Genomic DNA, 23239 nt, shown 5'->3' with positions numbered 1-23239 from the left:
TTACCTCGTCTGCAAAAATTCTGCTTCTTTCGCTACTGATTCATCCTCTGGATAAGCCGCCTGATATTCTGACATTTTTTCTTTTGCCATTTCCCAGTCTGCGGTCTTTTCCAGACAGATGATCTCATTATATTTCATCTCCTGAAGCAACGTCTCCTGCTTCTTATCTTCCTGCTTCTTATTTCCCTGCTTTTCTTCTGCCAGTGCGATTCCCTCCTGGATATACTCCAGGGCTTTTGCATAATCCTCCTTGCAAAGAGCTGACGTTCCGGCAAGATTACACAGCTCTGCCGTCTTTACTGTCCCATTATCAAAAGCCTTTTCCAGCATCTCCAGTGCCTGATCATACTGCTTCTGCTCATAGTATGTCATTCCAAGTCCACAATATCCTTCTGCTGCTTCTTCTTTATCATCACTTCCTGCTGCCTCTTCAAAAGAAGCGATCGCAGTATCATAATCTCCCTGCTCCAATGCCTCTGTTCCATCTTTTACTGTATTTCCGCATCCTGCCATCATGCACATTGCACTGACAGCCATCACTAATACCATTCTCTTCTTTTTCATTTTCTGCTCTCCCGTTAAAATTAAACAAAAAACCGGATACAGGAAATGTACCTGAGCAAATCATCTTCCCCTATCCGGTTTCTCTCCTTATTCAGTTTTTATTTCGGCTTTTATAAAGCACTAATCTTTTCTGCTGACTTTTTCAGCCTTTTTGATCTTCTTTTTTAGGGTCTTCTGCTGCAGACTCCGCTGACATCAGCTTCTGTTCTTCTCTGCTTCCGATTACATCCCGGCAGACTCCTTCCAGCCGTTCCCGATCTGATTCTTTTAAAATGCACTCCTGGATTGCTTCATTCAACTGAAGCATCTTCTCATCCAGCTCTGAAACCATCTTCGCACACTCTCTTAAATCACGGCTTATGTAATCCGGTGCATTTCCCTCGAACTTATAATAAATCTTATGCTCCAGGCTTGCCCAGAAATCCATGGCGATCGTACGGATCTGAATCTCGACCTTCGTATCTACCACACTGTCTGAAAGAAAGATTGGTACGGAAACCAGCATATGATAACTCTTGTATCCGCTTTCTTTCGGATTCTTGATATAATCTTTAATTGATAATACTTTCAGGTCACTCTGATTCCCGATCATCTCTGCCAGCCGGTATATATCGGAGGTAAAAGAGCAGATCAGCCTGACACCTGCTATATCATTGATATACCGGACCATATTCTCGATCGAGGTCTCATAACCGTAACGCTTTAATTTCTTCACGATACTTTCCGGTGTCTTAATTCTGGTCTTGATATGCTCAATGGGATTATACTGATGCACATGCTGAAATTCATCATTCAGGATCTCAAGCTTGGTGCCGACTTCTTTCAGTGCCGCATTATATAAAAATATCACGGTCTTCCAACTGTCAACATCCTCATAGCTCTTAACTGCAGCTTCAACCTGTTGTTCACTTTTCATCGTGGACATCTCCTATTTGGTTGTTATTTCTTTCTTTAGTATACCATGGATTCTTCACAGTGTCACACGATTGCTGATATCCTTTATATATTTTTAAGGATTTTAAAGTTCCAGTTTCATGTCTCCCGGATGAATCCATTTTTTCTTTCTCATCAGTTCTGAAATTCCAAGTGTCACAACAGCCGGAAGGACAAACTGGATTGTAATCATTTTAACCAGAACGATCATTGGATCTTCTGAAGCCGTCATGACCTGCCATGTCATCAAAGGCCCTACCAGTCCGGCTGTTCCCATTCCTGAACCCGTAGCATTATTGGTCATATGAAGCAGCATCGTGCTGACCGGCCCAAGGATCGCACTTGACAGGATCGGCGGAATCCATATCTGAGGATGCCGTATGATATTCGGCATCTGAAGCATGGACGTTCCGATTCCCTGTGCCACAAAGCCACCCAGTTTATTTTCACGATAACTTGCGACTGCAAATCCGATCATATTACAGCAGCAGCCAACTGTCGCAGCTCCCGCTGCCAGTCCCGACAGATTCAGAATCACCCCGATCGCTGCGGAACTGATCGGCAGTGTCAGAAAGATTCCCATCAGAACCGATACTACAATGCCCATCAGAAACGGCTGCTGTTCTGTTCCCCAGTTGATCAGTGACCCGAGCCATGCCATAAATTTTGAAATCGGCGGCCCTGCAACCAGTCCCACTACAGATCCCGTACCGATACATACCAATGGGGTAAGAATAATATCCAGTTTTGTCTTTCCTGTCACTAAAATTCCAATTTCAATTGCAAGATAAGCAGCAATGAACGCTCCCAGCGGCTCTCCCGGCCCTGCCAGCACCAGATTGCCATCGACGATCAGTTGTCCTGCCAGCAGTTTTGACGCAAATGCACCGATCATTCCGGCTACTGCAGCCGAAACCGTCACTAACTGCTGTGCCTCCAGCTTTCTCGCCACACCGACACCAATTCCTGCTCCGGTCAGGCCTGCAGCCACTTTTCCGATCATATAGATCAGATTCCCATAATCACCGCCCACAAATAAGCCGATCTGCTGTATGATCGTTCCTATAATGAGCGTTGCAAATAAGCCCTGTGCCATACCGCTCAGACCATCAATAAATATTCTCTTCATTTCTTCTCTCCAATTTTACTTCCTTTTACCTATTTCAGCAGAATACCCCAGCCTTTTTCAACTGCTCCGCTGCATTCCTCGTCGGACTCCAGCGGCTGCCCCTCCTGATCCAGAAGTTCCGGCATGGCAGCTGCCTTTTCCTGCCGGTAATCTGTCAGAAGCCAGCTTATAACATTTACATTATCCGGTCTTCCTGCCACCACTTCCGGCACCTGCATGGAAACAATCTGCTCCAGGAAATCAATATCCACCTGATTCTCCTTACAGTAAACCAGCAGATTCTTATAAATGCAAAGATATACCCCCTTGCATACGCCTTCTTCAAAATCTCCGTAAACACTCTGGTCTGCCTGCTCAAAGCCATTTTTTTCTATCAGTGACAGAATTACTTTTCCATATACTTCTTCCTTTAAATATACTTCTAAAGTCTCCAAATCTGATGCTTTGCATTCTCTGATCATTTCTTTATCCCCATTTCACTTTTCCGTCTGTTTTCTGTTACCTTATCTACTATAACAAAATCCATTCCCTCAGGCAACGGGATTTTTCAATCGGGATTTTTTTCTGTCTTATTGGATTTTTATCTTCAATATGATAGAATAACCGGAGATAACTTTCTGAAATGTGACTGTTAAGTCTGATCTTTGCTGATCTTGGACTTTTAAATGAAAGAGGTAGACATATGTTCCGTTTATGGGGAAAAGAATTTAAAGATAACCGAATGTTAAAGGATCTCGTCATTTGTGATGAATCCGATGATACCCGTACGCATAAAATTTTTCATGCCCTGGATGAAATCTGCTATGAATTTGATCTGAGTAAACCTCTGTGGCTGGATTCTACGATCAATGAATTTAAACGCCATTCACGTGCCAGATTTTATCAGGATTCTTTCATTGATGAAATTGATTTTGATTATCTTGAAATTCAGATCATTGAGGAATAATTACGGAATCATTATAAGATGTTGGGGGGCAAAAGCCCCCAACAATGAGGATTTTAAATTTTTTCATTTTTTTAATTTTGGGTGTTGACAATTTTCAATTCATCCTATATAATTAAATTCGCTGTTGAGGAACAGTGATATGTGCGATTAGCTCAGCTGGATAGAGCGTCTGACTACGGATCAGAAGGCCGGGAGTTCGAATCTTCTATCGCACGTCAAAAGAGATTGCAGATTGCAATCTCTTTTTTGTTGCCCATCCAGACATCAGATGCAATGATACAGACATAACAAGATGTCGGGGGCAAAAGCCCCCGACTCATTCATGCGAGCAACAAACCAAAGTCTGTGCCTGCTTTTTTATTTTGCAAACTTCTCTATCTGAGATGCGATCAATGCCTGATCTTCAAAGTAGTTGATCTTCATGGCTGCCTTTACTTCTTTCAAGGTCTGTGCAGCAACTGCTTCTGCTTTCTCACTTCCGGTCTTCAGAATTTCATAAACTGCCGGAATATCCTTCTGCCACTCTTTTCTGCGGTTACGGATCGGCTCTAATTCAGCCTGAAGTACATTATTCAGGAAACGCTTCACTTTCATATCTCCCAGTCCGCCACGCTGATAATGCTCTTTTAATTCATCCAGATTCTTATACTCCGGCAAAAATTCCGGGAAATACTCCGGTCTGCAGAATGCATCCAGATAAGTAAATACAGTATTTCCCTCCAGACTTCCCGGATCTTCAATACGAATATGGTTCGGATCAGTAAACATACTGAATACCTTTTTCTTGATCTCATCCGGCTCTTCTGAAAGATATATACAGTTTCCGAGGGACTTGCTCATCTTTGCCTTTCCGTCAATACCCGGAAGACGCAGGCACGCTTCATTCTCCGGGAGCAGAATCTTCGGATCTACCAGAGTCTCACCGTACACAGAATTAAACTTATGTACGATCTCTTTTGTCTGCTCCAGCATCGGCATCTGATCTTCCCCGACAGGAACGGTCGTTGCCTTGAATGCTGTGATATCTGCTGCCTGGCTGATCGGATAAGTAAAGAATCCAACCGGAATGCTTGCCTCAAAATTTCTCATCTGAATCTCTGACTTGACAGTTGGATTCCGCTGAAGTCTGGATACTGTCACCAGGTTCATATAATAAAATGAAAGTTCACATAACTCCGGTATCTGGGACTGGATAAATAAAGTTGACTTTGCAGGATCCAGACCGCATGCAAGGTAATCCAAGGCTACCTCTATAATATTCTGCCGGATCTTTTCCGGATTATCCGCATTATCCGTCAACGCCTGTGCATCTGCGATCATAATAAATATATCATCAAAATCTCCCGTATTCTGAAGCTCTACCCGACGCCTCAACGATCCAACATAATGTCCCACATGGAGCTTTCCTGTCGGACGATCACCGGTAAGCATAATCTTTTTCATATTCTTCCGTCTCCTTCTGATTTTCTCGTATTGTTCTTAATTATAACACTAATATTCTTCCTTTTCTACTAGATTTCTTCTAAAAAGCCAGGGTACATTCCACACCCTGGCCTGAAAATTTATTTATTCTCCTGTAATACGGCACGCTTCATATATCCCGGCACCCGCTTTTTTCCCGGTGCATATACGATCTGATAAAGAACAAATGCCATCACCGCTGCTCCTATGACATCAAGTACTGAATGCTGCTTCAGAAACATCGTCGCAAGTATGATCAGTCCCGCCAGCACATACGCTGAAATGCAGACTGCCTTATGCGTTCTCACTTTCTCACTCTCATGGATCGCTATACATGCACATAAGGAATTAAACACATGCAGGCTCGGAAATACATTGGTACAGGTATCTGTCCTGTAGAGAACCCTCACCGCATCCACAAACATATTCTCCCGTTCAAATACCACCGGTCTGAGATCCTGTCCGTTCGGGAAAAAGGTACAGATAATCAGGAAAATCGTCATCCCGGCAAATGAGATTGCTGCCAGCTTATAAAATCCTTGCACATCCGTAAAGAAAAAGTACAGAAATACAACAGCAATAAACGCAAACCACATCAGATACGGTACGATAAAGTACTCAATAAAAGGAATCCTTTCATCCAGTGCCGTCTGCATCACATGATACTTTGTCGTAACATGCTTCTCCAAAAATAAAAACCACGGCATATAAATAAACGCATACAAAAATACCCACATATGCTTATACTTTTTAAAAAATGCCCCTGCCTTTGCTCTCCACTTCATACACGACACTCCCTCTGCCATCCGCGTGGACTTCCGAACAAACCACTCTGTCCCAACTGTTCTTTTCTGAATCCTTTCTTTGTAACACGCCCGATTATAGCACGATTTATTTTAAACCTCAACCAACTTCATAAGTTTTTAACATTTCTTTCAGAAATCTTAGGTTTTATCCACATCCGGTTACCGACTTATTCCTCTGCTTCTAATTTAATGATGCCAGGGTCAAAAGGTCTAAGCCCACATGAGCTTGCTCATAGGTTGGCGAAAGACCTTAGGACCCGCCCCGATATGAGCATAAAAGTGGGATGATAATCCCACGATATGCGAATATTGGGTAGGATTGTGGGAGTGTGTAGCACGGAGCAATCCGCAGGCATCAAAGTCGGGGGTTTTTGCCCCCGACATCATTTAATTCAAAAATATACATATCAAAAGATCTTTTTGCTGCCCTCAGATCTTTCTCACCGTGCAGTGTCCACGCTGCCACCGGTGCATGAAACAGCTTTTTATTTACCAAAAATCCCGGATTTTTCCGGTCTGCCCATTTATAAGAAATAAAATCCGGTCTGCACATACAGTTGCTCAGTAAATATTTTACGCAGAATCTTAATGCATAATGCGTTGTATCCGGCTTCCTGGTAAGATTTTCAGAAAGCTGTCCGCGGGGAATCTCATTTCTGTGCTTTTTCATCCACCGCAGCACCAGACTGTTAAAAGACTGGACCATATATTTCCCTCTGTATCCCTGCAGTTCTTCATCCAGCCTCCGGCAGACTTCTGTATCTGCACTCGGGAGCTTTACTTCTATCAGAAGAGGAACTTTTCCATCAACCAGCCGAAGAACTTCTGAAAGAAGCGGGATCTTTTCCCCGGTTCTGCTTAACCGGTAAGTTCTCATACGGGCATAATCCGTCTCTTCCACTTTTCCTTTTTCTCCGCATATTCTTCTGAAATCATCATCATGAAAGACAACCAGCTTTCCATCTTTTGTAAGATGCACATCCAGCTCAATCCCATAGCCGGCTTCTATCGCCGCCTGAAACGCCGGGATCGAATTTTCCGGGATTCCCTTTTTTATGTCATGCAGCCCCCGATGAGCCCATTTCACTCCAAAAAAGGGATGTACCCTGCGTCTCCCCGACAATCTCGGTGCGAGCAAATACAGCAGAATTACATTTCCCAAAAGTAAAACCAACAGAACGATCAAGATCCCTTTCATCATAACCACCATTACTCCTTATTCTGTAATGAATCTTATTTTTTCTTCCATCAACCGTACTTTCATTTCATTTCTTAAAAAGATCGGCTCACCGTCTGTATGTATCGGCAGTGTACTGCCTGTAGAAACTTCTGCACTGCGACATTGAAGGATCGTAACGCCACGGAACTTTGTATGCTTTCCAAAGAATGCCGTCGGCAACAGACACAGAATCTTCTTTTTGGAGAGATCTGCTGCCACCATGATATCCAGCTTTCCGTCAGACGGAGATGCCTCCGGGCAGAATTTAAATCCGCCACCTTCATATTTCTGATTCATAAATGCCGCAAAATATGCACGTTCAAACCGATGCACACTTCCGTCATCCAGCCGGATCTCCATCCTCACCGGCTGATCCTTCAGCAGCCGGTTGAGTGCAACCACTGCATAACTCAGCTTTCCAAGCTTTAAGCGGTTTAAGATCTTCTTCCATTTTGAGATGCACACTTCATGGCACACTGCCGCATCAAATCCCATCCCCGCACTGACCAGGAATCGTCTTCTTTTCCCACCAAGTACCAGCTCTCCCACATCCAGTTTCTCAATCTTTTCCGAGTTCAGGATCAACTCCAGTGCCTTTTTTGCATCTTTCGGGATCCCCATGCCTCTTGCAAAATCATTACTCGATCCGGTAGGAATATATCCAAGCGTTACTTTAGACGGATTTTTAATTCCATTGATCACTTCATTCAGTGAACCATCCCCGCCAAGCACAATCATCGTATGCTCTTCCTCATCTGCTGTGATCTCAGTTGCGATCCTTTCCGCATCTTTTTTTCTGCCGGTCATTCTGACTTCATAGGAGACCCGCCTTTTTTTCAGTTCCGGCTCAAGCTGACTCCACAGCAGCTCTCCCTGTCCTGTTCTTGATTTTGGATTTACAATAAAAATGTAGTCCATCAATTTTTCTCCACTTCGCACAATGTACTTTCCAGATATTTTCCAAGCGAACGGCTCATATTTCCTTCAAAATCAGCTTCTCCGTTTCTCAGGCACCACTCAAATACATTTCCGATCACGATCATTCTGATATCGGTCGTAAACTCTTCAATGCTGACATTCAGCTTTACCACTCCTGCTTCGATCGCCTTCTCCACATACGTCTGCACTGTCACGATCGGATAGGGACGCTCTGTTCTGATTGCTGCATTCAATGCCTGGTTCTTCGTATCGTAATACCCCGACATAAATTCCACGCCCAGTTCCCGGCAATACTTCACATAATTCATGTAGACCTGAATGATTCCCTGCTCTACACCACCTGCATTCTCCGGGATTTCCAGCAGATCCGGGTTGATCGTCGGCTGTTCCTCAATATAGTAAGACAGCAGATCATCTTTTGTCTTGAAATGATGATAAAAGCTGCCATTGGAAACTCCGGCCTCCTCACAGATATTTTTAATAGAAAGTTCTTCATACCCTTTTTTCTGAAGGATTTTCTTTGCTGCCTGAAAGATCTTTTCTCTCGTTTCCTGCGATTTACGCTGCTGCCTGGAAAGTTCTACTTTTTCACTCATTAAAATTTACACTCCTGTATGGATTAAAAAGAAATTCCAGTTTACGACTATCCTCAACTTCTACTTTGAATTTCTTCTTATGATGCACTCAGTATAGCACAAATACCGATTGGTTTCAAGAAAACCGAGTATACTCTGTATTCTACATGCAAACTGTCCTTACCTATTGCTTTTACACACTGCACCCAGGTATTTCTCCTGCAAGCCTTTATAACTGATATGCTGCAAATGCAGATGGCATCGGATACTTCTTTTCCAGCTCTTCTTTTTCTGCAAATATCACCTGCTCACTCCATATCTTCTGATCCAGTTCTCTTTCCAGCTCATCCACGATCACTTCGTATCCTTTCATCTGCCATTCTACATGACTGAAAATATGCTTTGCATCCGGGAGCTTTTTCACCCGCACCGGAGTCAGTCCCAGTGACTTGGCATATTCGATCACTTCCTTCTGCTTCAGATGTCCTTCTACATTTGGAAATTCATATAAGCCGGCAAGCAGACCTGTATCCGGTCTTTTCCGGATTGCCACTTCTTCATTATCACAGAATCTCAGGATCGTCTTTTTTTCAACTCTTCTTTCTTTTGCTTTTTTCTTTACCGGATACTCCAGTTCACATCCATCCCGGTGTGCAAGGCATAAATGACTGACCGGACAGATCTCACACTTCGGTTCTCCTCCCGGCAGACATACGATTGCCCCCAGTTCGATCAGTCCCTGATTAAAATCTCCCGGTGATTCCTTTGGGATCACCTCTTCCAGTAAACTTTCCACTTTTTTCCTTGTTGATGCTTTCAGAATATCATCCGCATCTTCCAGAATCCGGGACACAACCCGGAATACATTTCCATCTACTGCAGGCTTTTGCAGATCATAGACAAAAGAGCCGATCGCTCCTGCCGTATAATTGCCAATCCCTTTCAGTTCCCGGATTTTCTCATAAGTTTCAGGAAATTTTCCGCCATACTGTTCCATGATCTGTTGTGCAGCAAGCTTCAGATTTCTTGCCCGGTTATAATATCCCAGCCCTTCCCAGAGCTTGAGCAGCTTATCCTCTTCCACATTTGCCAGTGTTTCTATATCTGGCAGTTCTGAAAGGAATCTTTCATAATAAGGCTTTACTGCCTCCACCCTGGTCTGCTGAAGCATGATCTCCGAGATCCACACCCGGTACGCATTGATATTTTTTCTCCACGGCAGATCTCTGCGGTTTTTCCTGTACCATTCCACGATCAGCGGTACCGTTTCTTTCATTTGCGGACTCTCCAGCACTACATCCACCGGATCACAGATCCTGATCTCATCTTTACTGACTTCACAGTCGTACGCCAAGATCTTCACACCGGCCGCCTTTGCTCTTTTCAATGCCTCTGCAAACTCCGGCTGTGTCTTTTGATTTGGAGTAAAATAACGAACTTCCTTCATCTGGATCACGAAAAAGAGGATTGCCTCATAGCCTTCTTTTTTTGCTTTGATCAGTTCTTCTATATGCCTGACGGCTCTCTCACTCGGTGCATCCGGAAACAGACAGACTCCGTCTTCTTCCAGTGTCACCCCTTTCACTTCTATAAAAGCTTTTTTCCCCTCCCCCTCTGCATAAAGATCTAATCTTGAATCTCCATAGGTTATCTCCGGACGGATACACTGGATTTCTTTGAACAGATTGCCGGTTTGCAGCCATTCTTCCACGCACCTGTTCGGAATCTGTGAATCCAGATTGACCAGCCTTTCTCCTTTTTTCACCGCGATCAGATCCCACAGGGTGGCACGCTTTTCATTTTCACTTTTCTGCAAATATACTTCTGCCCCGGGAATCAGCAGTTCTTCACACCGGCCTGTATTTTTCACATGAACTTTTTCTCTTTTTCCTTCCAGCTCCACATAAGCAACAAACCGGTTTTCCCGCTCAAGAAAGACAGCTTTTTCTATCCGTTCGTATTTCATTTTATTCTCCTCTTACTGAAAAAGATCCTTTGAATTTTTTCGTATGCCCGGCAGCTCAAAACTTTGGCACTTTCCATTATATGTCTGGCAACAAAAAATATCTGCTCCGTATTATATCACAGAACAGATATTTTATCATTTTCTATAAAATGATGTCGGGGGGGCAAAAGCCCCCGACTTTGATGCCTACGGATTGCTCCGTGCTACGCACTCCCACAATCCTACCCAATCTTCGCATATCGTGGGATTATCATCCCACTTTTATGCTCATATCGGGGCGGGTCCTAAGGTCTTTCACCCACCTATGAGCAAGCTCATGTGGGCTTAGACCTTTTGACCCTGGCATCATAAAATTTTTGAAAGAAATTCCTTCAGTCGTGCATCCTTTGGATGTTCAAAAAACTCCTGCGGACCGGCTTCTTCTTTAATCTGACCGTCATCCATGAAAAGGACCCTCGATGCCACTTCTCTCGCAAACCCCATCTCATGGGTTACAACCACCATCGTCATGCCTTCCTGTGCCAGCTCTTTCATCAGTTCCAGAACTTCTCCGACCATCTCCGGATCAAGTGCTGAAGTCGGCTCGTCAAAAAGGATCACATCCGGATTCATCGCAAGAGAGCGGATGATCGCAACTCTCTGCTTCTGACCGCCTGATAAAGTGGACGGATAGACATCTGCCTTATCCTCCAGTCCGATCCTGGTAAGAAGCTTCATGGCATTTCCCCTGACTTCTTTTTTGATCTGTTCCTTTGTCGTAGTGATCGGAACAAGAGCTTCTTTCTTATCTTTTCCTCTGAAAACATTTTTGAACTGAATCCTGCGGTTCGCTCTTTTTGCTTTCTTCAGATCCCTGCACTGCAGATATTCCGGTGCCATCATCACATTCTGCAGAACCGTCTTATTGTTAAAAAGATTGAAATGCTGGAATACCATTCCCATATGGCGGCGATGAACATTAATATCTACTTTCATATCTGCAATATCAACACCGTTAAAAATGATATTTCCGCCTGTCGGATCTTCCATACAGTTTAAGCACCGCAGGAAAGTACTCTTACCGGAGCCGGATGGTCCGAGTACAGCAACGATATCACCTTTGTTGATCGTGACATTAATTCCCTTCAGGATCTCTTTGTCCCCGAAGCTTTTTCTAAGATTAATTACGTCTATCACTCTTCTTCAGGCTCCTTTCCAAGATTTTTACAAGCAGCGTTATGATCAGTACAAGTGCGATATAGATCAATGCCATCACAAGATAAGGTACCATAAATTCATAACTGTTACTTCCGATATAATTAAACGCAACATAAAGATCTGCTGCTCCGACGAAACTGACAACAGAAGTCTCTTTTACAAGCGAAATAAACTCATTTCCAAGTGTCGGAAGAATATTCTTGACAGCCTGTGGAATCACGATCTTTGTCATACTTGTCCCAAAGCTCAGACCCACGGCACGTCCTGCCTCCATCTGTCCCGGATCTACTGACTGAATACCACTTCGCATGATCTCTGAAATATAAGCTCCGCTGTTCAGACCAAATACAACCATTGCGACCTGCACACCGGTAATTTTTACTCCAATGATCGGAAGCAATACATAATAAAATACCAGTAGCTGTACTACCATAGGTGTTCCTCTGAAGAGTGCCACATAAAAACTGCAGATATGATTCAGCACCTTTGGCAGTGTCTTGTATTTCGGGATCACCCTTACTGTTGCGATCAGAGTTCCGATCACAATACCGATAATGAGACCGCAGATTGCGATCATCAATGTATTCTGCAAACCCTGCAGTACTTTTACATAGCCGTTCTGATCCAGAAAAATTTCTATAAATTTATCTACTTTCTGACTGAAATTGCCCATAAGTTTCCTTTCTTAAAAAAGGAAAATGCCGCAGCATACGTTGCCTGCATTTCCCTTTCTCTTCTCTTTCCTTCAACAGTACTGCACTGTGGCAGATCACTGTCCCGTTTCCCTGATCCTACTGAACCTCGTTGATTGCTGTTGTGATTGCAGATGCAGGAGCGGCATCAATGATAACATAATTGATATTTCCATTGAGCATATCCTGTACTGCCAGAGAACCACTCTTATAAGTTACGCATTTTGCCGGAAGTCCCGGGAAATCCCATTCTTCGCTTCCTTCAACATAATACTGTCCTGTTGTTCCCTGCTGAACACCGATCTTATCAGACTCTTTCAGTTCTGCAAGTTTCGCTGCCACATCATCTGCACTCTTGCAGTCATCGAATGCTGTATCGTTGCTTGGTACGATCAGACGCTGGGATGCTGAATAGTAAGAATCTGTAAAGGTTACATACTTTTCTCTCTCTTCATTGATCGTCAGACCTGCCATTGCAATATCACACTTCTGCTGGCTTACAGACAGACATACTGCATCAAAATCCATATTCTCGATTACAAGTTCTTTTCCAAGCTTCTCTGCAAGAAGGGATGCGATCTCCATATCGATTCCATAATAATCTTCACCCTTTGTATACTCGAAAGGCTCAAATGCTGCATTTGTTGCAACAACGAGCTGATCCTTTGTGGTATCAAGCTTTGCTGACTTTACTGCCTCCGGCTCTCCATCTGAGAAATACTTATTGCAGATCTCATCCAGTGTACCGTCCTCTTTGATTGATGCAATAAAATCATTCACTTCGTCAAGAAGTTCCGGCTGCTCTTTATCAACACCAAATGCATACTCTTCATTCGTAAGGTCGATATCGATTACTTTTGCAGTCACTTTTTCATTGTTTCCACCGCATCCAACCAGCATACTGGCGGCAAGTGCTGCTGACAGACATACTGCTAAAAATTTTTTCATGTCTCTTTCCTCCTGATTTATCCATTATTTTTCTGCATAAACATACAGATTATCTTAATAATTTTAACATACTTTTCACATAATGCAAGTAAATCGCCCTACATTTTCTGTTCTCTGATCTACTTTTATGTATTACAGTAATGCTGAAATTCCAAAGTAAAGGAATACGATGATTCCAAGTACGATCCGGTAATATCCAAATACTTTGAAATCATTGTTTCTGATATACTTCATCAGGAACTTGATTGCAATAATCGATACTCCAAACGATACAAGCATTCCAAGCAGCAATAAAAACACCTGCATTGGTGTAAATGCGAGTCCAAACTTGAATAACTTCAATGCACTTGCACCGAACATAACCGGAATTGCAAGGAAGAATGTAAATTCTGCTGCTACTCCACGGGATACTCCCAGTGCCAAAGCACCTACGATCGTTGCTCCTGACCGGGATGTTCCGGGGATCATCGCCATCATCTGGAAGACTCCGATCAGAAGAACTGTCGGAACAGACAACTGGGACAGCTTCGTCACCCTCGGTTCTCTTTTTGCATTAATATTCTCTATGACAATGAATAAAATACCATACAGGATCAGCATAAATGCAACCACATACGCATTGCTCATCTTTGCCTCTATCCAGTCATTCAATAACAGTCCCACGATCATTGCCGGGAGCGTTCCGATAATCACTTTGATCCACAACTGGATCGTCATCATCTTTTGCTTCTGCGTCTTCGTTGGTGAAAATGGATTCAGCTTATGGAAATAAATCACCACTACTGCCATGATCGATCCAAACTGGATCACTACATTGAACATATTTTTGAATGCATCATTCTGCTGGAGCTTAATCAGTTCTTCCACCAGGATCAGATGCCCGGTACTGCTGATCGGGAGCCACTCCGTGATTCCCTGCACAATACCAAGAATAATTACTTTTAATGCCTCTAACATACTTCTCCTCCTTCTAGTACAAACCGTTCGATTGCCTTCGCTACTCCATCTTCTTCATTACTTCCTGTAATATAATCTGCCGTTGCCTTTACTTTCTCTTCGGCATTCGCCATCGCCACTCCAAAACCGGCTTCCCTCAGCATCGGCTCATCATTATCGCCATCACCAAACGCCATGATCTCTTCTCTTTCAATCCCGAGCCTCTTCCCCAGTTCCACCAGACCGCTTCCCTTGTTCACTCCGGCTGCATTTACTTCTATATTATATTTTAATGAACCGACAATCTCCACTTCTTCCAGTGTCTCCAGTTCTTTCCATGCCCTTGCCCGTTCATCCAGATCAGCGAACAACGCCTGCACTTTATCCAGACTGCGGGATTCCCGATCGACCAGACCAAAAATATCCTCTGTCGGAATACGGGTTGTTCTTATATATTCCCACATATTCGGATTATGATGATACCGTTCCACATGAAGCATCTTTTCTGCCTCCGCATATCCCTGACCATCAAAATATACCTCTTGTAGGGTATCATATTTCGCACAGATTTCCAATATCTTTTTCGCCTTATCCCGACTCAGAAGCTGCTCCATAAGAACGCTCCCATCCTGCGTACGGACAATCCTTGCTCCATTCGATGTCAGTGCATAATCCATTCCCGGAAAACTTTTCAGGAACTCCGGCACTCCCATCCACGGGCGTCCTGTTGCAACAAGAACTGTAACGCCCTGACGGATTGCCTCTTCCATCACCTGCCTTGTATAAGGTGTCAGCTCCTTTTTATCATTCAATAATGTACCATCCAGATCAAGTCCGATCATCTTAATCTTTTGCATGCTTTTCTGCTCCTCCTGATTTATTATAACTCTATTTATTACGAAACTTTTAAATATATTAAGTATATCTTGTAAATTATTTCTAAAATAATTCTAACAGAGTTTGCCTTATAACGCAATTTATTGTATAATAGGTACTCGACAAATTAAATGATGCCAGGGTCAAAAGGTCTAAGCCCACATGAGCTTGCTCATAGGTGGGTGAAAGACCTTAGAACCCGCCCCGATATGAGCATAAAAGTGGGATGATAATCCCACGATATGCGAATATTGGGTAGGATTGTGGGAGTTCGTAGCACGGAGCAATCCGTAGGCATCAAAGTCGGGGGCTTTTGCCCCCGACATCATTAAATGTCGTTATATAGAAAGGATTCGAGATTATGGAAATCTACAAAAATCGCAGGATGCTTACGGGAGCTGCTCTCCTTTGCACCTTTGCATTAACTCTTTCTGTTCTTCCGGTTCATGCCACAGACAGTATTGAGAGTCTGGAAAGCCAAACCTCCGCCCTTGAAAATGAACTTGCAGGGATCAACCAGGATATTCTGGATTTGAGCAACCAGATTTCTGATACTGAGATGCAGATTGAGATCCTCAACAGCAGTATAGACAAGACGCAGGACGATCTGCTTGATGCCGAGGAAAAAGAGAATAAGCAGTATGAAGATATGAAGACCCGTATCAAATATATGTATGAGAACGGGAATGCATCACTTCTGGAGATGCTTTTTTCAGCCAAAAATATGACTGACTTTCTGAACAAAGCTGATTTTATTGAAAATCTCAGTGATTACGACCGTCAGGCTCTGACCCAGCTTCAGGATATCCACCAGGAGATCGCAGATCAGAAGGAAGATCTGGAAAACCAGCAGGCTTCCATGCAGTCTCTGAGTGAACAGTTAAAATCCAAGCAGACAGAGCTTCAGGCAAAAGCAGTGGCTACTTCTACCGACCTGGACACTGTCAATGCCAAACTGAAAAAGGCAAAAGAGGAAGAGGCAGCACGTCTCGCTGAAGAAGCACGCCAGAGAGCTGCTGCAGAGGCAGCAGCTAAAAAGGACAATGCCGGACAGGTAGACGGTACCGGCGGCGGTACGATTACGACCGATGGTACGACGGTTTCTGCGGATGATCTTACTTTACTTGCAGCGATTATCCAATGTGAGGCTCATTATAATTATGAATCCATGCTCGCAGTTGCAACCGTGATCATGAACCGTGTGGAAAGCAGTCGTTTCCCGAACAGTATTTCCGGTGTTGTCTATGCAAACGGACAGTTTGCACCGGTATGGACAGGCAGCCTGAAGCGTGTACTTTCCCAGGGCCCTGGCACTCTTTCCAGACAGGTTGCCCAGGATGCCATCAATGGTTCAAGACTGGCAGCCGTATCGGATTGTTACTTTTTCCTTTACGCACCATCTACCAGCAGATCCGGTGTCGTTATTGGTGACAATGTCTTCTTTACAAGCTGGTAATAAATAAAAGAACCGGAATCAGTCCCGACTCCCAATCGTTAGACCTCAGGTCTGACTTTCAGGAGCGGTTCAAATCCCGGTTCTTTTTTAGAAGGATAAAATGTAATGACAAAAATAATTCTATTTCAATCATCTGATCTCAGTAATCTCAGTGATCTCTGCTTTCTGAGCTGACCTTTCTGGTCCAATCTCAACAATCTGATTCTACTGATAATCTATAACGTCGATCCATTTCATAAGGAAATCTTTTTCCAGTTCATTATCTTTTGAAAGCTGTGCTGCCGCTACGATTGGGAGCCACTGCTGTACATACTGCTTTGCTGTATCACTCTTCTTGCAGAATGTATTAAGATACAGATCTGCAACTTCCTGATCTTTCAATGCAAATAAGAGATAAGTCATCGCTGCATCTGCACTTGCATTTCCCTGTGTAGCATGTGCCCAGTCAACAACTGTCATCTTTCCATTCTTTCCTACGATTACGTTACTCGGATTGAAATCACCGTGGCAGATCTTATTATGCTTCGGCATACTCTCAAGACGTGTCATCAGTTCATAACGGGTTGTAGCATCCAGGTCTTTCAGTCCGTTAATCTGACGTGCCAGTTTATCTTTCATGCCCTTCAGCAACGGAGAGTGCTTGCTCTGTACTTCGAGCTGCAATGCTACAAAATCATCCATATATTTTGCAAGATTCTTCTTATCGGATTCCATCATTTCTTCCAGTGTCTTGCCTTCTTTATATTCAATCACGATTGCCCATTTACCATCGATCTGGGATACTTCTTTTACCTTTGGAATATCCAGTCCTGCCTCTTCCACACGTGCTGTATTCAATGCCTCATTAAATACATCTGACTTTGGATGAGTCTCTGCAAATACTTTTACGATACTGTCGTCACACTTATATACTGTCTTATATGGACGCTTTACGATGATATTTTTTTCTTCTAATTTCATGATGTAGCCCTCCTTGTTGTTCGTCAGCTTTTTGCTGCTTTCCTTTTGATGACCACATTATAACCTATAAATTTTTAAAATGTAACCCCTCCAGGACAACTTTGTGCAGTTTTTAACGATTTTTTTCTTCTCTTTTATATTGTTATTTTTTTAACATATCATTATTATTGTTTTACCTTTATACAAACTGCAGACATATTGGATTTTTCTTATTACTGCCAAAAGAGCCACTGTGTATCTTTTTGTATAGCCAATAACAAAAACAACGGTATATCTTGCATTTTCTGCTGGATATACCGTTGCGGGATTTAATTCATTCTATTCAATTCTGACAGTTCTTTTGGAATGTGCTAATGACGTCTGACGTCATCTTATTTTCCATAGTAGCACTTCAGATACAGATCTTTAATCTCCTGAATGAGTGGGTATCTTGGGTTAGCACCTGTACACTGATCGTTGAATGCCTGCTCTGACATCTCATCCAGTGTATCAAGGAAGTACTTCTCATCAATACCGTAATCTTTGATTGTCTTCTTGATTCCGATGATTTCTTTAAGTTCTTCAAGTTTTGCGATGAAGTTCTCAAATACTTCTTTATCATCTTTACCTGTGCATCCTGCGAAACGTCCGAGTTCTGCGTATCTTGCAAGTGCATGTGGGTACTGATACTGTGAGAATGTTCCCATCTTTGTCGGAACTTCTGCTGCGTTGTATCTCATAACCTCTGTCAGGATTACTGCGTTAGCAACACCGTGTGGCAGGTGGTGGAAAGCACCAAGCTTATGAGCCATAGAGTGGTTAACACCAAGGAATGCATTTGCGAATGCCATACCAGCCATACAGGAAGCGTTTGCCATTTCTTCACGAGCCTTCGGATCGTTTGCTCCGTTCTCGTATGCAGATGGAAGGTTCTCGAATACAAGCTTAACAGCCTTCATAGCAAGACCATCTGTGTAATCTGTAGCCATAATAGATACATATGCCTCGATTGCATGTGTCATAACGTCGATACCTGAAGCACTTGTCAGTCCTTTCGGCTGTGTCATCATGTTGTCTACGTCTACGATTGCCATGTTTGGAAGCAGAGCGTAGTCAGCGATTGGCCATTTAACACCTGTGTCAGCGTCTGTGATGATTGCGAATGGTGTTACCTCAGAACCTGTTCCTGAAGATGTTGGGATAGCTACGAAGTAAGCTTTCTCTCCCATCTTAGGGAATGTAAATACTCTCTTACGGATGTCCATGAAGTCCATAGCCATATCTTCAAAGTTTGCTTCTGGATGCTCATACATGATCCACATGATCTTACCAGCGTCCATTGCAGATCCACCACCAAGAGCGATGATTGTATCTGGCTCGAACTGTCTCATCTGATCAACACCCTTACGAGCACACTGAAGTGTCGGGTCTGGAGCAACCTCAAAGAAGCATGTATGCTGGATTCCCATCTCGTCCAGTTTCTTTTCGATCGGAGCTACATATCCATTCTTGTACAGGAAAGAGTCTGTTACGATGAATGCTTTCTTCTTGTGCATTACTGTACCAAGTTCATCCAGTGCAACCGGCATAGAACCTTTCTTAAAGTATACCTTTTCAGGTGTTCTGAACCACAGCATATTCTCTCTCCTCTCAGCTACTGTCTTGATATTAAGAAGATGTTTCACTCCTACGTTCTCGGAAACTGAGTTTCCACCCCAAGAACCGCATCCAAGTGTCAGAGACGGAGCCATCTTGAAGTTGTAAAGATCTCCGATTCCACCGTGAGAAGAAGGTGTATTGATCAGAACACGGCAAGTCTTCATTGCTGCTGCATGCTTAGCGATCTTCTCTGTCTCAGCCGGATGAACATAAAGAGATGATGTATGTCCGTATCCACCGTCTGCTACAAGCTGAGCTGCTTTCTCAAGTGCCTCATCAAATGTCTTAGCTTTATACATACCAAGTACCGGAGATAATTTTTCATGTGCAAACTCTTCTGAGATATCTACAGACTCAACTTCACCGATAAGGATCTTTGTCTCCTTCGGAACATCTACGCCAGCCATCTTAGCGATCTCGTAAGCTGACTTTCCAGGGATCTTGCTGTTCAATGCACCGTTGATGATGATTGTCTTCCGAACTTTGTCAAGCTCCTCACCTGGTTTCAGGAAGTAGCATCCTCTGTACTGGAATTCTTTCTTAGCTTCCTCATATACGCTTTCAAGAACAGTTACGGACTGCTCTGAAGCACAGATCATACCATTATCAAATGTCTTAGAATGAATGATAGAGTTTACTGCCATTCTTACATCTGCTGTATCGTCGATGATAACCGGTGTATTACCAGCTCCAACTCCGAGTGCCGGTTTTCCTGAAGAGTAAGCTGCTTTAACCATTCCAGGACCACCTGTTGCAAGGATGATATCAGCATCTCTCATTACTGTATTTGTCAGTTCCAGTGACGGAGCATCGATCCATCCGATGATTCCTTCCGGAGCTCCGGCTTTCACTGCTGCATCCAGAACAACCTTAGCTGCTGCAATTGTAGATGCCTTTGCAGCCGGATGTGGGCTGATGATGATTGCATTTCTTGTCTTTAAGCAGATCAGAGTCTTAAAGATTGCTGTTGATGTCGGGTTTGTTGTCGGGATAACTGCTGCAACAAGTCCGATTGGCTCTGCGATCTTCTTAATTCCGTATGCCTTATCTTCCTCGATCACACCACATGTCTTTGTATCTTTATATGCATTGTAGATGTACTCTGCTGCGTAATGATTTTTGATGACCTTATCCTCGAGAATACCTCTCTGAGTCTCTTCTACTGCCTGTCTTGCAAGCGGGATACGTGCCTTGTTGGCAGCCATAGCAGCTTCGTAGAAGATCTTATCTACCTGCTCCTGAGTAAAAGTAGCGAATACTTTCTGTGCCTCACGCATCTCTTTCATTTTCGCCTCAAGGGCCTCTACATTGTCAATGAATCCGGTATTAACTGTCTTCTCTACAGTCTTTGCGGTTTCTTTCTTAGCCATTAGATTATTCCTCCTGTACTTGAATGAATCATTTCCTATCAGGTCATTCCTGATCACAGATATTAGTATAACTCGTTCGTTAATAAATTGTCAATGTCGCTTTTGTTAATAATTTAACACATTTTTTTGGTGTTTTTTTGTGCATTTTCACCAAATCCATGCTTTTTTTCAAATATATGCTAAAAATCCTCTGCAGGATTATCTCATCCTACAGAGGATCATAGAATTTTAAATATCTAATATAGATTATACAAGCTCAATCAGAACTTCCATAGCTGCGTCACCTTTACGCTGACCAATCTTTACGATTCTTGTATAACCACCGTTACGGTCTGCATACTTCGGTGCGATCTCATCAAAGAGCTTTGCAACCATATCTACTTCTTTCATGTTCTTCTTCTCGCCTTCTTTAACCGGGAAGAGAACTTTGAGCATCTGACGTCTTGCGTGCAGTCTGCTTGGCTTATCTTTCTTAATTGTCTTTTCTACTTCATCGTATACAGTAACTTTCTTTCCGTCAACGACTTCTTTTACACGCTTGCCATCAGCATCTTTACGTGCAACTTTAGCCTTTACTGTAACTTCTTCGTAGTTATCTTTTTCTTTTACAGCGAGAGCGATCAGGCTTTCTACCTGCTTACGGATCTCTTTTGCCTTAGCTTCTGTAGTAACGATCTTTCCGTTGCTAAGAAGTGCTGTTACCTGGTTTCTCAGTAAAGCTTTTCTCTGGCTGGCTGTTCTGCCGAGCTTTCTATACTTTGCCATTTTTTATTCCTCCATTCATTCACATTTGGTTATGCATCTTCGGGCTTATTAATCAAATGCTCCTGCCGAACTCTTCGGGCTTACCGACAGGATATTCAATCACTGCCGAACATCTCAAACGATGCTTCGGTTTCTTCTGTCTTTGCGACAGGATCTTACTCTTCACTATGGTTCAGTTCAAGATTAAGTTCTTTCAGCTTAGCAAGTACTTCCTCAAGGGATTTACGTCCGAGATTACGAACTTTCATCATATCTTCAGGAGTCTTATTTGTAAGTTCTTCAACGGTATTGATACCGGCTCTCTTCAGACAGTTATAAGAACGAACTGAAAGTTCAAGCTCATCAATGCTCATCTCAAGAACCTTTTCTTTTTCATCATCTTCTTTTTCGATCATAACTTCTGCCTGCTGTGCAACTTCAGAAAGATCGATAAAGAGCTTCAGGTGCTCACTTAAAACTTTTGCGGCAAGGCTGACTGCTTCATCAGGAGCCATTGTACCTTTTGTCCACACATCCAATGTCAGCTTGTCATAATCTGTGATCTGACCAACACGGGTATTCTGTACTGTCAGATTTACACGATCGATCGGAGTGTAAATAGAATCAATCGGAAGTACACCGATCGGCATATCTTCTGTCTTATTCTTATCTGAACTTACATATCCTCTTCCTTTTGTAATCGTGAGTTCCATATAGAGCTTGCTGTCCTTGCCACCGCTTAATGTAGCAATTACCTGCTCCGGATTTACGATCTCAATATCGGAATCAGCCTGGATATCAGCACCGGTTACAACACCTTCTCCTTCGTATTCGATATAAGCTGTCTTTACTTCATCAGACTCAGAAGTGTTCTTGATTGCCAGGGATTTCAGGTTCATGATAATCTCTGTCACATCTTCTTTAACACCCGGGATGGAACTGAACTCGTGCAGTACACCGTCGATTTTTACTGAACTGATCGCTGCTCCCGGAAGAGAAGAAAGCATAATTCTTCTCAGGGAATTTCCCAGCGTAGTTCCGTATCCTCTCTCCAGCGGTTCTACGACAAATCTTCCGTATTTCTTGTCATCTGAAACATCTGTAATTTCAATATTAGGTTTATTAAAATCAAACACTACACAGACCCTCCTTATGGGCTTAATCTACGTTGAGGGGGTACAAAACTGTATCTATGATACTTCGGATCAGTCTGCAGATCTTTTGCAGATGATCCGAATTTGTGATTCTATTATTTAGAATACAGCTCGACGATTAACATCTCATCAACTGGAACATCGATGGCTTCTCTTGCCGGAAGCTCTTTTACTGTACCTTTCAGATTCTCAGCGTCTGCTTCAAGCCACTCCGGAACCATATTTCCTGCTGTAGCTTCAAGAATCTCTTTGTATCTCTGTGAGCCTTTTTTATTCTCTTTGATCTCGATTGTATCTCCGGCTTTTACAAGGTAAGATGGGATATTTACCTGCTTGCCGTTTACGAGTACATGCTTGTGATCAACGATCTGTCTTGCTTCTTTTCTTGTTCTTGCAAGTCCAAGACGGAATACTACGTTGTCCAGTCTTGACTCAAGAATGATCATCAGGTTCGCACCTGTCATACCTTCCATCTGCTTAGCTTTTGCATAGTAGTTTCTGAAAGGTTTCTCAAGCACACCATAGATGAATTTAGCTTTCTGCTTCTCGCGAAGCTGAAGACCATACTCGCTCATCTTTCTGTTTGCTCTTTTTAACTGTCTGTTAGATTTCTTATTGATTCCGAGATAAATCGGATCCATTCCTAATGAACGGCATCTTTTAAGAACAGGAACTCTATTTACTGCCATTTCTATCCTCCTAATTTATATACACGTCAGCGGTACGCTCC

General features: G+C 43.0%; 22 protein-coding genes and 1 tRNA gene. 3 read left to right on the top strand and 20 right to left on the bottom strand.

Annotation, left to right across the window (positions count from 1 at the left end):
• The 4 genes from NQ541_RS02195 to NQ541_RS02180 form a co-directional block, all read right to left on the bottom strand.
• On the bottom strand, window positions 1–564 hold the full coding sequence (locus NQ541_RS02195) for a tetratricopeptide repeat protein (protein WP_005612065.1): 564 nt from the start codon (window positions 562–564) through the stop codon (window positions 1–3).
• A gap of 142 nt (window positions 565–706) precedes the next feature.
• Window positions 707–1480 (bottom strand): GTP pyrophosphokinase, encoded by a 774-nt coding sequence (locus NQ541_RS02190; RefSeq protein ID WP_005612059.1) that lies wholly within the window; start codon window positions 1478–1480, stop codon window positions 707–709.
• A gap of 102 nt (window positions 1481–1582) precedes the next feature.
• Window positions 1583–2626 (bottom strand): PTS sugar transporter subunit IIC, encoded by a 1044-nt coding sequence (locus NQ541_RS02185; RefSeq protein ID WP_005612058.1) that lies wholly within the window; start codon window positions 2624–2626, stop codon window positions 1583–1585.
• 29 nt (window positions 2627–2655) lie between these two features.
• Window positions 2656–3087 carry a hypothetical protein gene (locus NQ541_RS02180; RefSeq protein WP_005612057.1) on the bottom strand — a complete coding sequence of 144 codons (432 nt, stop codon included), beginning with the start codon at window positions 3085–3087 and terminating at the stop codon, window positions 2656–2658.
• Window positions 3088–3308: 221 nt separating this feature from the next.
• Here NQ541_RS02180 and NQ541_RS02175 point away from each other — a divergent pair, with 221 nt between their 5' ends.
• Together NQ541_RS02175 and NQ541_RS02170 are read left to right on the top strand one after the other, a co-directional pair.
• Window positions 3309–3572, top strand: coding sequence for a hypothetical protein (locus NQ541_RS02175; protein WP_005612056.1), 264 nt, complete (start codon window positions 3309–3311; stop codon window positions 3570–3572).
• Between the two features lie 141 nt (window positions 3573–3713).
• Window positions 3714–3787, top strand: a tRNA-Arg gene (locus NQ541_RS02170).
• A 142-nt stretch (window positions 3788–3929) separates the two neighbouring features.
• On the opposite strand, the gene trpS is transcribed toward NQ541_RS02170, so the two are convergent.
• From trpS to NQ541_RS02115, 11 genes are all read right to left on the bottom strand, one after another.
• Window positions 3930–5015 carry a tryptophan--tRNA ligase gene (gene trpS / locus NQ541_RS02165; protein ID WP_005612055.1) on the bottom strand — a complete coding sequence of 362 codons (1086 nt, stop codon included), beginning with the start codon at window positions 5013–5015 and terminating at the stop codon, window positions 3930–3932.
• Between the two features lie 119 nt (window positions 5016–5134).
• Complete coding sequence (locus NQ541_RS02160) at window positions 5135–5818, bottom strand: phosphatase PAP2 family protein (RefSeq protein ID WP_044940958.1); 684 nt, start codon at window positions 5816–5818, stop codon at window positions 5135–5137.
• 376 nt (window positions 5819–6194) lie between these two features.
• Window positions 6195–7040, bottom strand: coding sequence for a glycerophosphodiester phosphodiesterase family protein (locus NQ541_RS02155; protein ID WP_023921941.1), 846 nt, complete (start codon window positions 7038–7040; stop codon window positions 6195–6197).
• A gap of 15 nt (window positions 7041–7055) precedes the next feature.
• On the bottom strand, window positions 7056–7976 hold the full coding sequence (locus NQ541_RS02150; protein WP_005612050.1) for a diacylglycerol/lipid kinase family protein: 921 nt from the start codon (window positions 7974–7976) through the stop codon (window positions 7056–7058).
• Window positions 7976–8593 carry a TetR/AcrR family transcriptional regulator gene (locus tag NQ541_RS02145; protein ID WP_005612047.1) on the bottom strand — a complete coding sequence of 206 codons (618 nt, stop codon included), beginning with the start codon at window positions 8591–8593 and terminating at the stop codon, window positions 7976–7978. Before NQ541_RS02145 ends, NQ541_RS02150 begins: the two co-directional genes overlap by 1 nt.
• Window positions 8594–8801: 208 nt before the next feature.
• Window positions 8802–10538 (bottom strand): A/G-specific adenine glycosylase, encoded by a 1737-nt coding sequence (mutY, locus tag NQ541_RS02140; protein ID WP_005612045.1) that lies wholly within the window; start codon window positions 10536–10538, stop codon window positions 8802–8804.
• A gap of 345 nt (window positions 10539–10883) precedes the next feature.
• Window positions 10884–11714 (bottom strand): amino acid ABC transporter ATP-binding protein, encoded by an 831-nt coding sequence (locus NQ541_RS02135; RefSeq protein WP_117687802.1) that lies wholly within the window; start codon window positions 11712–11714, stop codon window positions 10884–10886.
• Window positions 11698–12408, bottom strand: a complete 711-nt coding sequence (locus NQ541_RS02130) for an amino acid ABC transporter permease (RefSeq protein WP_005613044.1) — start codon at window positions 12406–12408, stop codon at window positions 11698–11700. The genes NQ541_RS02135 and NQ541_RS02130 overlap by 17 nt, the downstream gene beginning before the upstream one ends.
• 118 nt (window positions 12409–12526) lie before the next feature.
• The gene (locus tag NQ541_RS02125; protein WP_005613042.1) at window positions 12527–13375 is read right to left on the bottom strand and encodes a transporter substrate-binding domain-containing protein; all 849 of its coding nucleotides are present in this window, start codon (window positions 13373–13375) and stop codon (window positions 12527–12529) included.
• A gap of 132 nt (window positions 13376–13507) precedes the next feature.
• Window positions 13508–14332 carry an undecaprenyl-diphosphate phosphatase gene (locus tag NQ541_RS02120; RefSeq protein ID WP_005613041.1) on the bottom strand — a complete coding sequence of 275 codons (825 nt, stop codon included), beginning with the start codon at window positions 14330–14332 and terminating at the stop codon, window positions 13508–13510.
• Complete coding sequence (locus NQ541_RS02115; protein ID WP_005613040.1) at window positions 14326–15168, bottom strand: Cof-type HAD-IIB family hydrolase; 843 nt, start codon at window positions 15166–15168, stop codon at window positions 14326–14328. The genes NQ541_RS02120 and NQ541_RS02115 overlap by 7 nt, the downstream gene beginning before the upstream one ends.
• Before the next feature lie 380 nt (window positions 15169–15548).
• On the opposite strand from NQ541_RS02115, the gene NQ541_RS02110 reads away from it, so the two are divergent.
• A complete protein-coding gene (locus NQ541_RS02110; protein ID WP_005613036.1) occupies window positions 15549–16643 on the top strand; it encodes a cell wall hydrolase in 1095 nt (364 codons plus the stop codon).
• A gap of 204 nt (window positions 16644–16847) precedes the next feature.
• On the opposite strand, the gene NQ541_RS02105 is transcribed toward NQ541_RS02110, so the two are convergent.
• The 5 genes from NQ541_RS02105 to rpsD all read right to left on the bottom strand — a co-directional run bounded on the left by NQ541_RS02105 (window position 16848) and on the right by rpsD (window position 23198).
• Complete coding sequence (locus NQ541_RS02105; RefSeq protein ID WP_005613034.1) at window positions 16848–17603, bottom strand: aminoglycoside phosphotransferase family protein; 756 nt, start codon at window positions 17601–17603, stop codon at window positions 16848–16850.
• Window positions 17604–17974: 371 nt separating this feature from the next.
• A complete protein-coding gene (gene adhE / locus NQ541_RS02100) occupies window positions 17975–20611 on the bottom strand; it encodes a bifunctional acetaldehyde-CoA/alcohol dehydrogenase (RefSeq protein ID WP_023921935.1) in 2637 nt (878 codons plus the stop codon).
• A 246-nt stretch (window positions 20612–20857) separates the two neighbouring features.
• Window positions 20858–21376, bottom strand: a complete 519-nt coding sequence (locus NQ541_RS02095; RefSeq protein WP_005613032.1) for a bL17 family ribosomal protein — start codon at window positions 21374–21376, stop codon at window positions 20858–20860.
• A gap of 155 nt (window positions 21377–21531) precedes the next feature.
• Window positions 21532–22491, bottom strand: coding sequence for a DNA-directed RNA polymerase subunit alpha (locus tag NQ541_RS02090; protein ID WP_005613031.1), 960 nt, complete (start codon window positions 22489–22491; stop codon window positions 21532–21534).
• Window positions 22492–22604: 113 nt separating this feature from the next.
• Window positions 22605–23198 carry a 30S ribosomal protein S4 gene (gene rpsD, locus NQ541_RS02085; RefSeq protein WP_044941200.1) on the bottom strand — a complete coding sequence of 198 codons (594 nt, stop codon included), beginning with the start codon at window positions 23196–23198 and terminating at the stop codon, window positions 22605–22607.
• Window positions 23199–23239 lie beyond the last annotated feature (41 nt).

This window comes from [Ruminococcus] lactaris ATCC 29176 (assembly GCF_025152405.1).
Lineage (GTDB): Bacteria > Bacillota > Clostridia > Lachnospirales > Lachnospiraceae > Mediterraneibacter > Mediterraneibacter lactaris.
Note: the sequence above shows the minus strand (reverse complement) of the source record. Positions and strands in the feature narration are given on the sequence as shown.

Bases quoted from the DNA above. Each gene is read 5' to 3' on its own strand.
- NQ541_RS02155 (WP_023921941.1), bottom strand. From the start codon at position 7,040: ATGATGAAAGGGATCTTGATCGTTCTGTTGGTTTTACTTTTGGGAAAT.
- NQ541_RS02095 (WP_005613032.1), bottom strand. From the start codon at position 21,376: ATGGCAAAGTATAGAAAGCTCGGCAGAACAGCCAGCCAGAGAAAAGCT.
- NQ541_RS02185 (WP_005612058.1), bottom strand. From the start codon at position 2,626: ATGAAGAGAATATTTATTGATGGTCTGAGCGGTATGGCACAGGGCTTA.
- NQ541_RS02150 (WP_005612050.1), bottom strand. From the start codon at position 7,976: ATGGACTACATTTTTATTGTAAATCCAAAATCAAGAACAGGACAGGGA.
- NQ541_RS02120 (WP_005613041.1), bottom strand. From the start codon at position 14,332: ATGTTAGAGGCATTAAAAGTAATTATTCTTGGTATTGTGCAGGGAATC.
- NQ541_RS02130 (WP_005613044.1), bottom strand. From the start codon at position 12,408: ATGGGCAATTTCAGTCAGAAAGTAGATAAATTTATAGAAATTTTTCTG.
- NQ541_RS02110 (WP_005613036.1), top strand. From the start codon at position 15,549: ATGGAAATCTACAAAAATCGCAGGATGCTTACGGGAGCTGCTCTCCTT.
- adhE (WP_023921935.1), bottom strand. From the start codon at position 20,611: ATGGCTAAGAAAGAAACCGCAAAGACTGTAGAGAAGACAGTTAATACC.
- NQ541_RS02125 (WP_005613042.1), bottom strand. From the start codon at position 13,375: ATGAAAAAATTTTTAGCAGTATGTCTGTCAGCAGCACTTGCCGCCAGT.
- mutY (WP_005612045.1), bottom strand. From the start codon at position 10,538: ATGAAATACGAACGGATAGAAAAAGCTGTCTTTCTTGAGCGGGAAAAC.
- NQ541_RS02160 (WP_044940958.1), bottom strand. From the start codon at position 5,818: ATGAAGTGGAGAGCAAAGGCAGGGGCATTTTTTAAAAAGTATAAGCAT.
- trpS (WP_005612055.1), bottom strand. From the start codon at position 5,015: ATGAAAAAGATTATGCTTACCGGTGATCGTCCGACAGGAAAGCTCCAT.
- NQ541_RS02175 (WP_005612056.1), top strand. From the start codon at position 3,309: ATGTTCCGTTTATGGGGAAAAGAATTTAAAGATAACCGAATGTTAAAG.
- NQ541_RS02180 (WP_005612057.1), bottom strand. From the start codon at position 3,087: ATGATCAGAGAATGCAAAGCATCAGATTTGGAGACTTTAGAAGTATAT.
- NQ541_RS02145 (WP_005612047.1), bottom strand. From the start codon at position 8,593: ATGAGTGAAAAAGTAGAACTTTCCAGGCAGCAGCGTAAATCGCAGGAA.
- NQ541_RS02115 (WP_005613040.1), bottom strand. From the start codon at position 15,168: ATGCAAAAGATTAAGATGATCGGACTTGATCTGGATGGTACATTATTG.
- NQ541_RS02105 (WP_005613034.1), bottom strand. From the start codon at position 17,603: ATGAAATTAGAAGAAAAAAATATCATCGTAAAGCGTCCATATAAGACA.
- rpsD (WP_044941200.1), bottom strand. From the start codon at position 23,198: ATGGCAGTAAATAGAGTTCCTGTTCTTAAAAGATGCCGTTCATTAGGA.
- NQ541_RS02190 (WP_005612059.1), bottom strand. From the start codon at position 1,480: ATGAAAAGTGAACAACAGGTTGAAGCTGCAGTTAAGAGCTATGAGGAT.
- NQ541_RS02195 (WP_005612065.1), bottom strand. From the start codon at position 564: ATGAAAAAGAAGAGAATGGTATTAGTGATGGCTGTCAGTGCAATGTGC.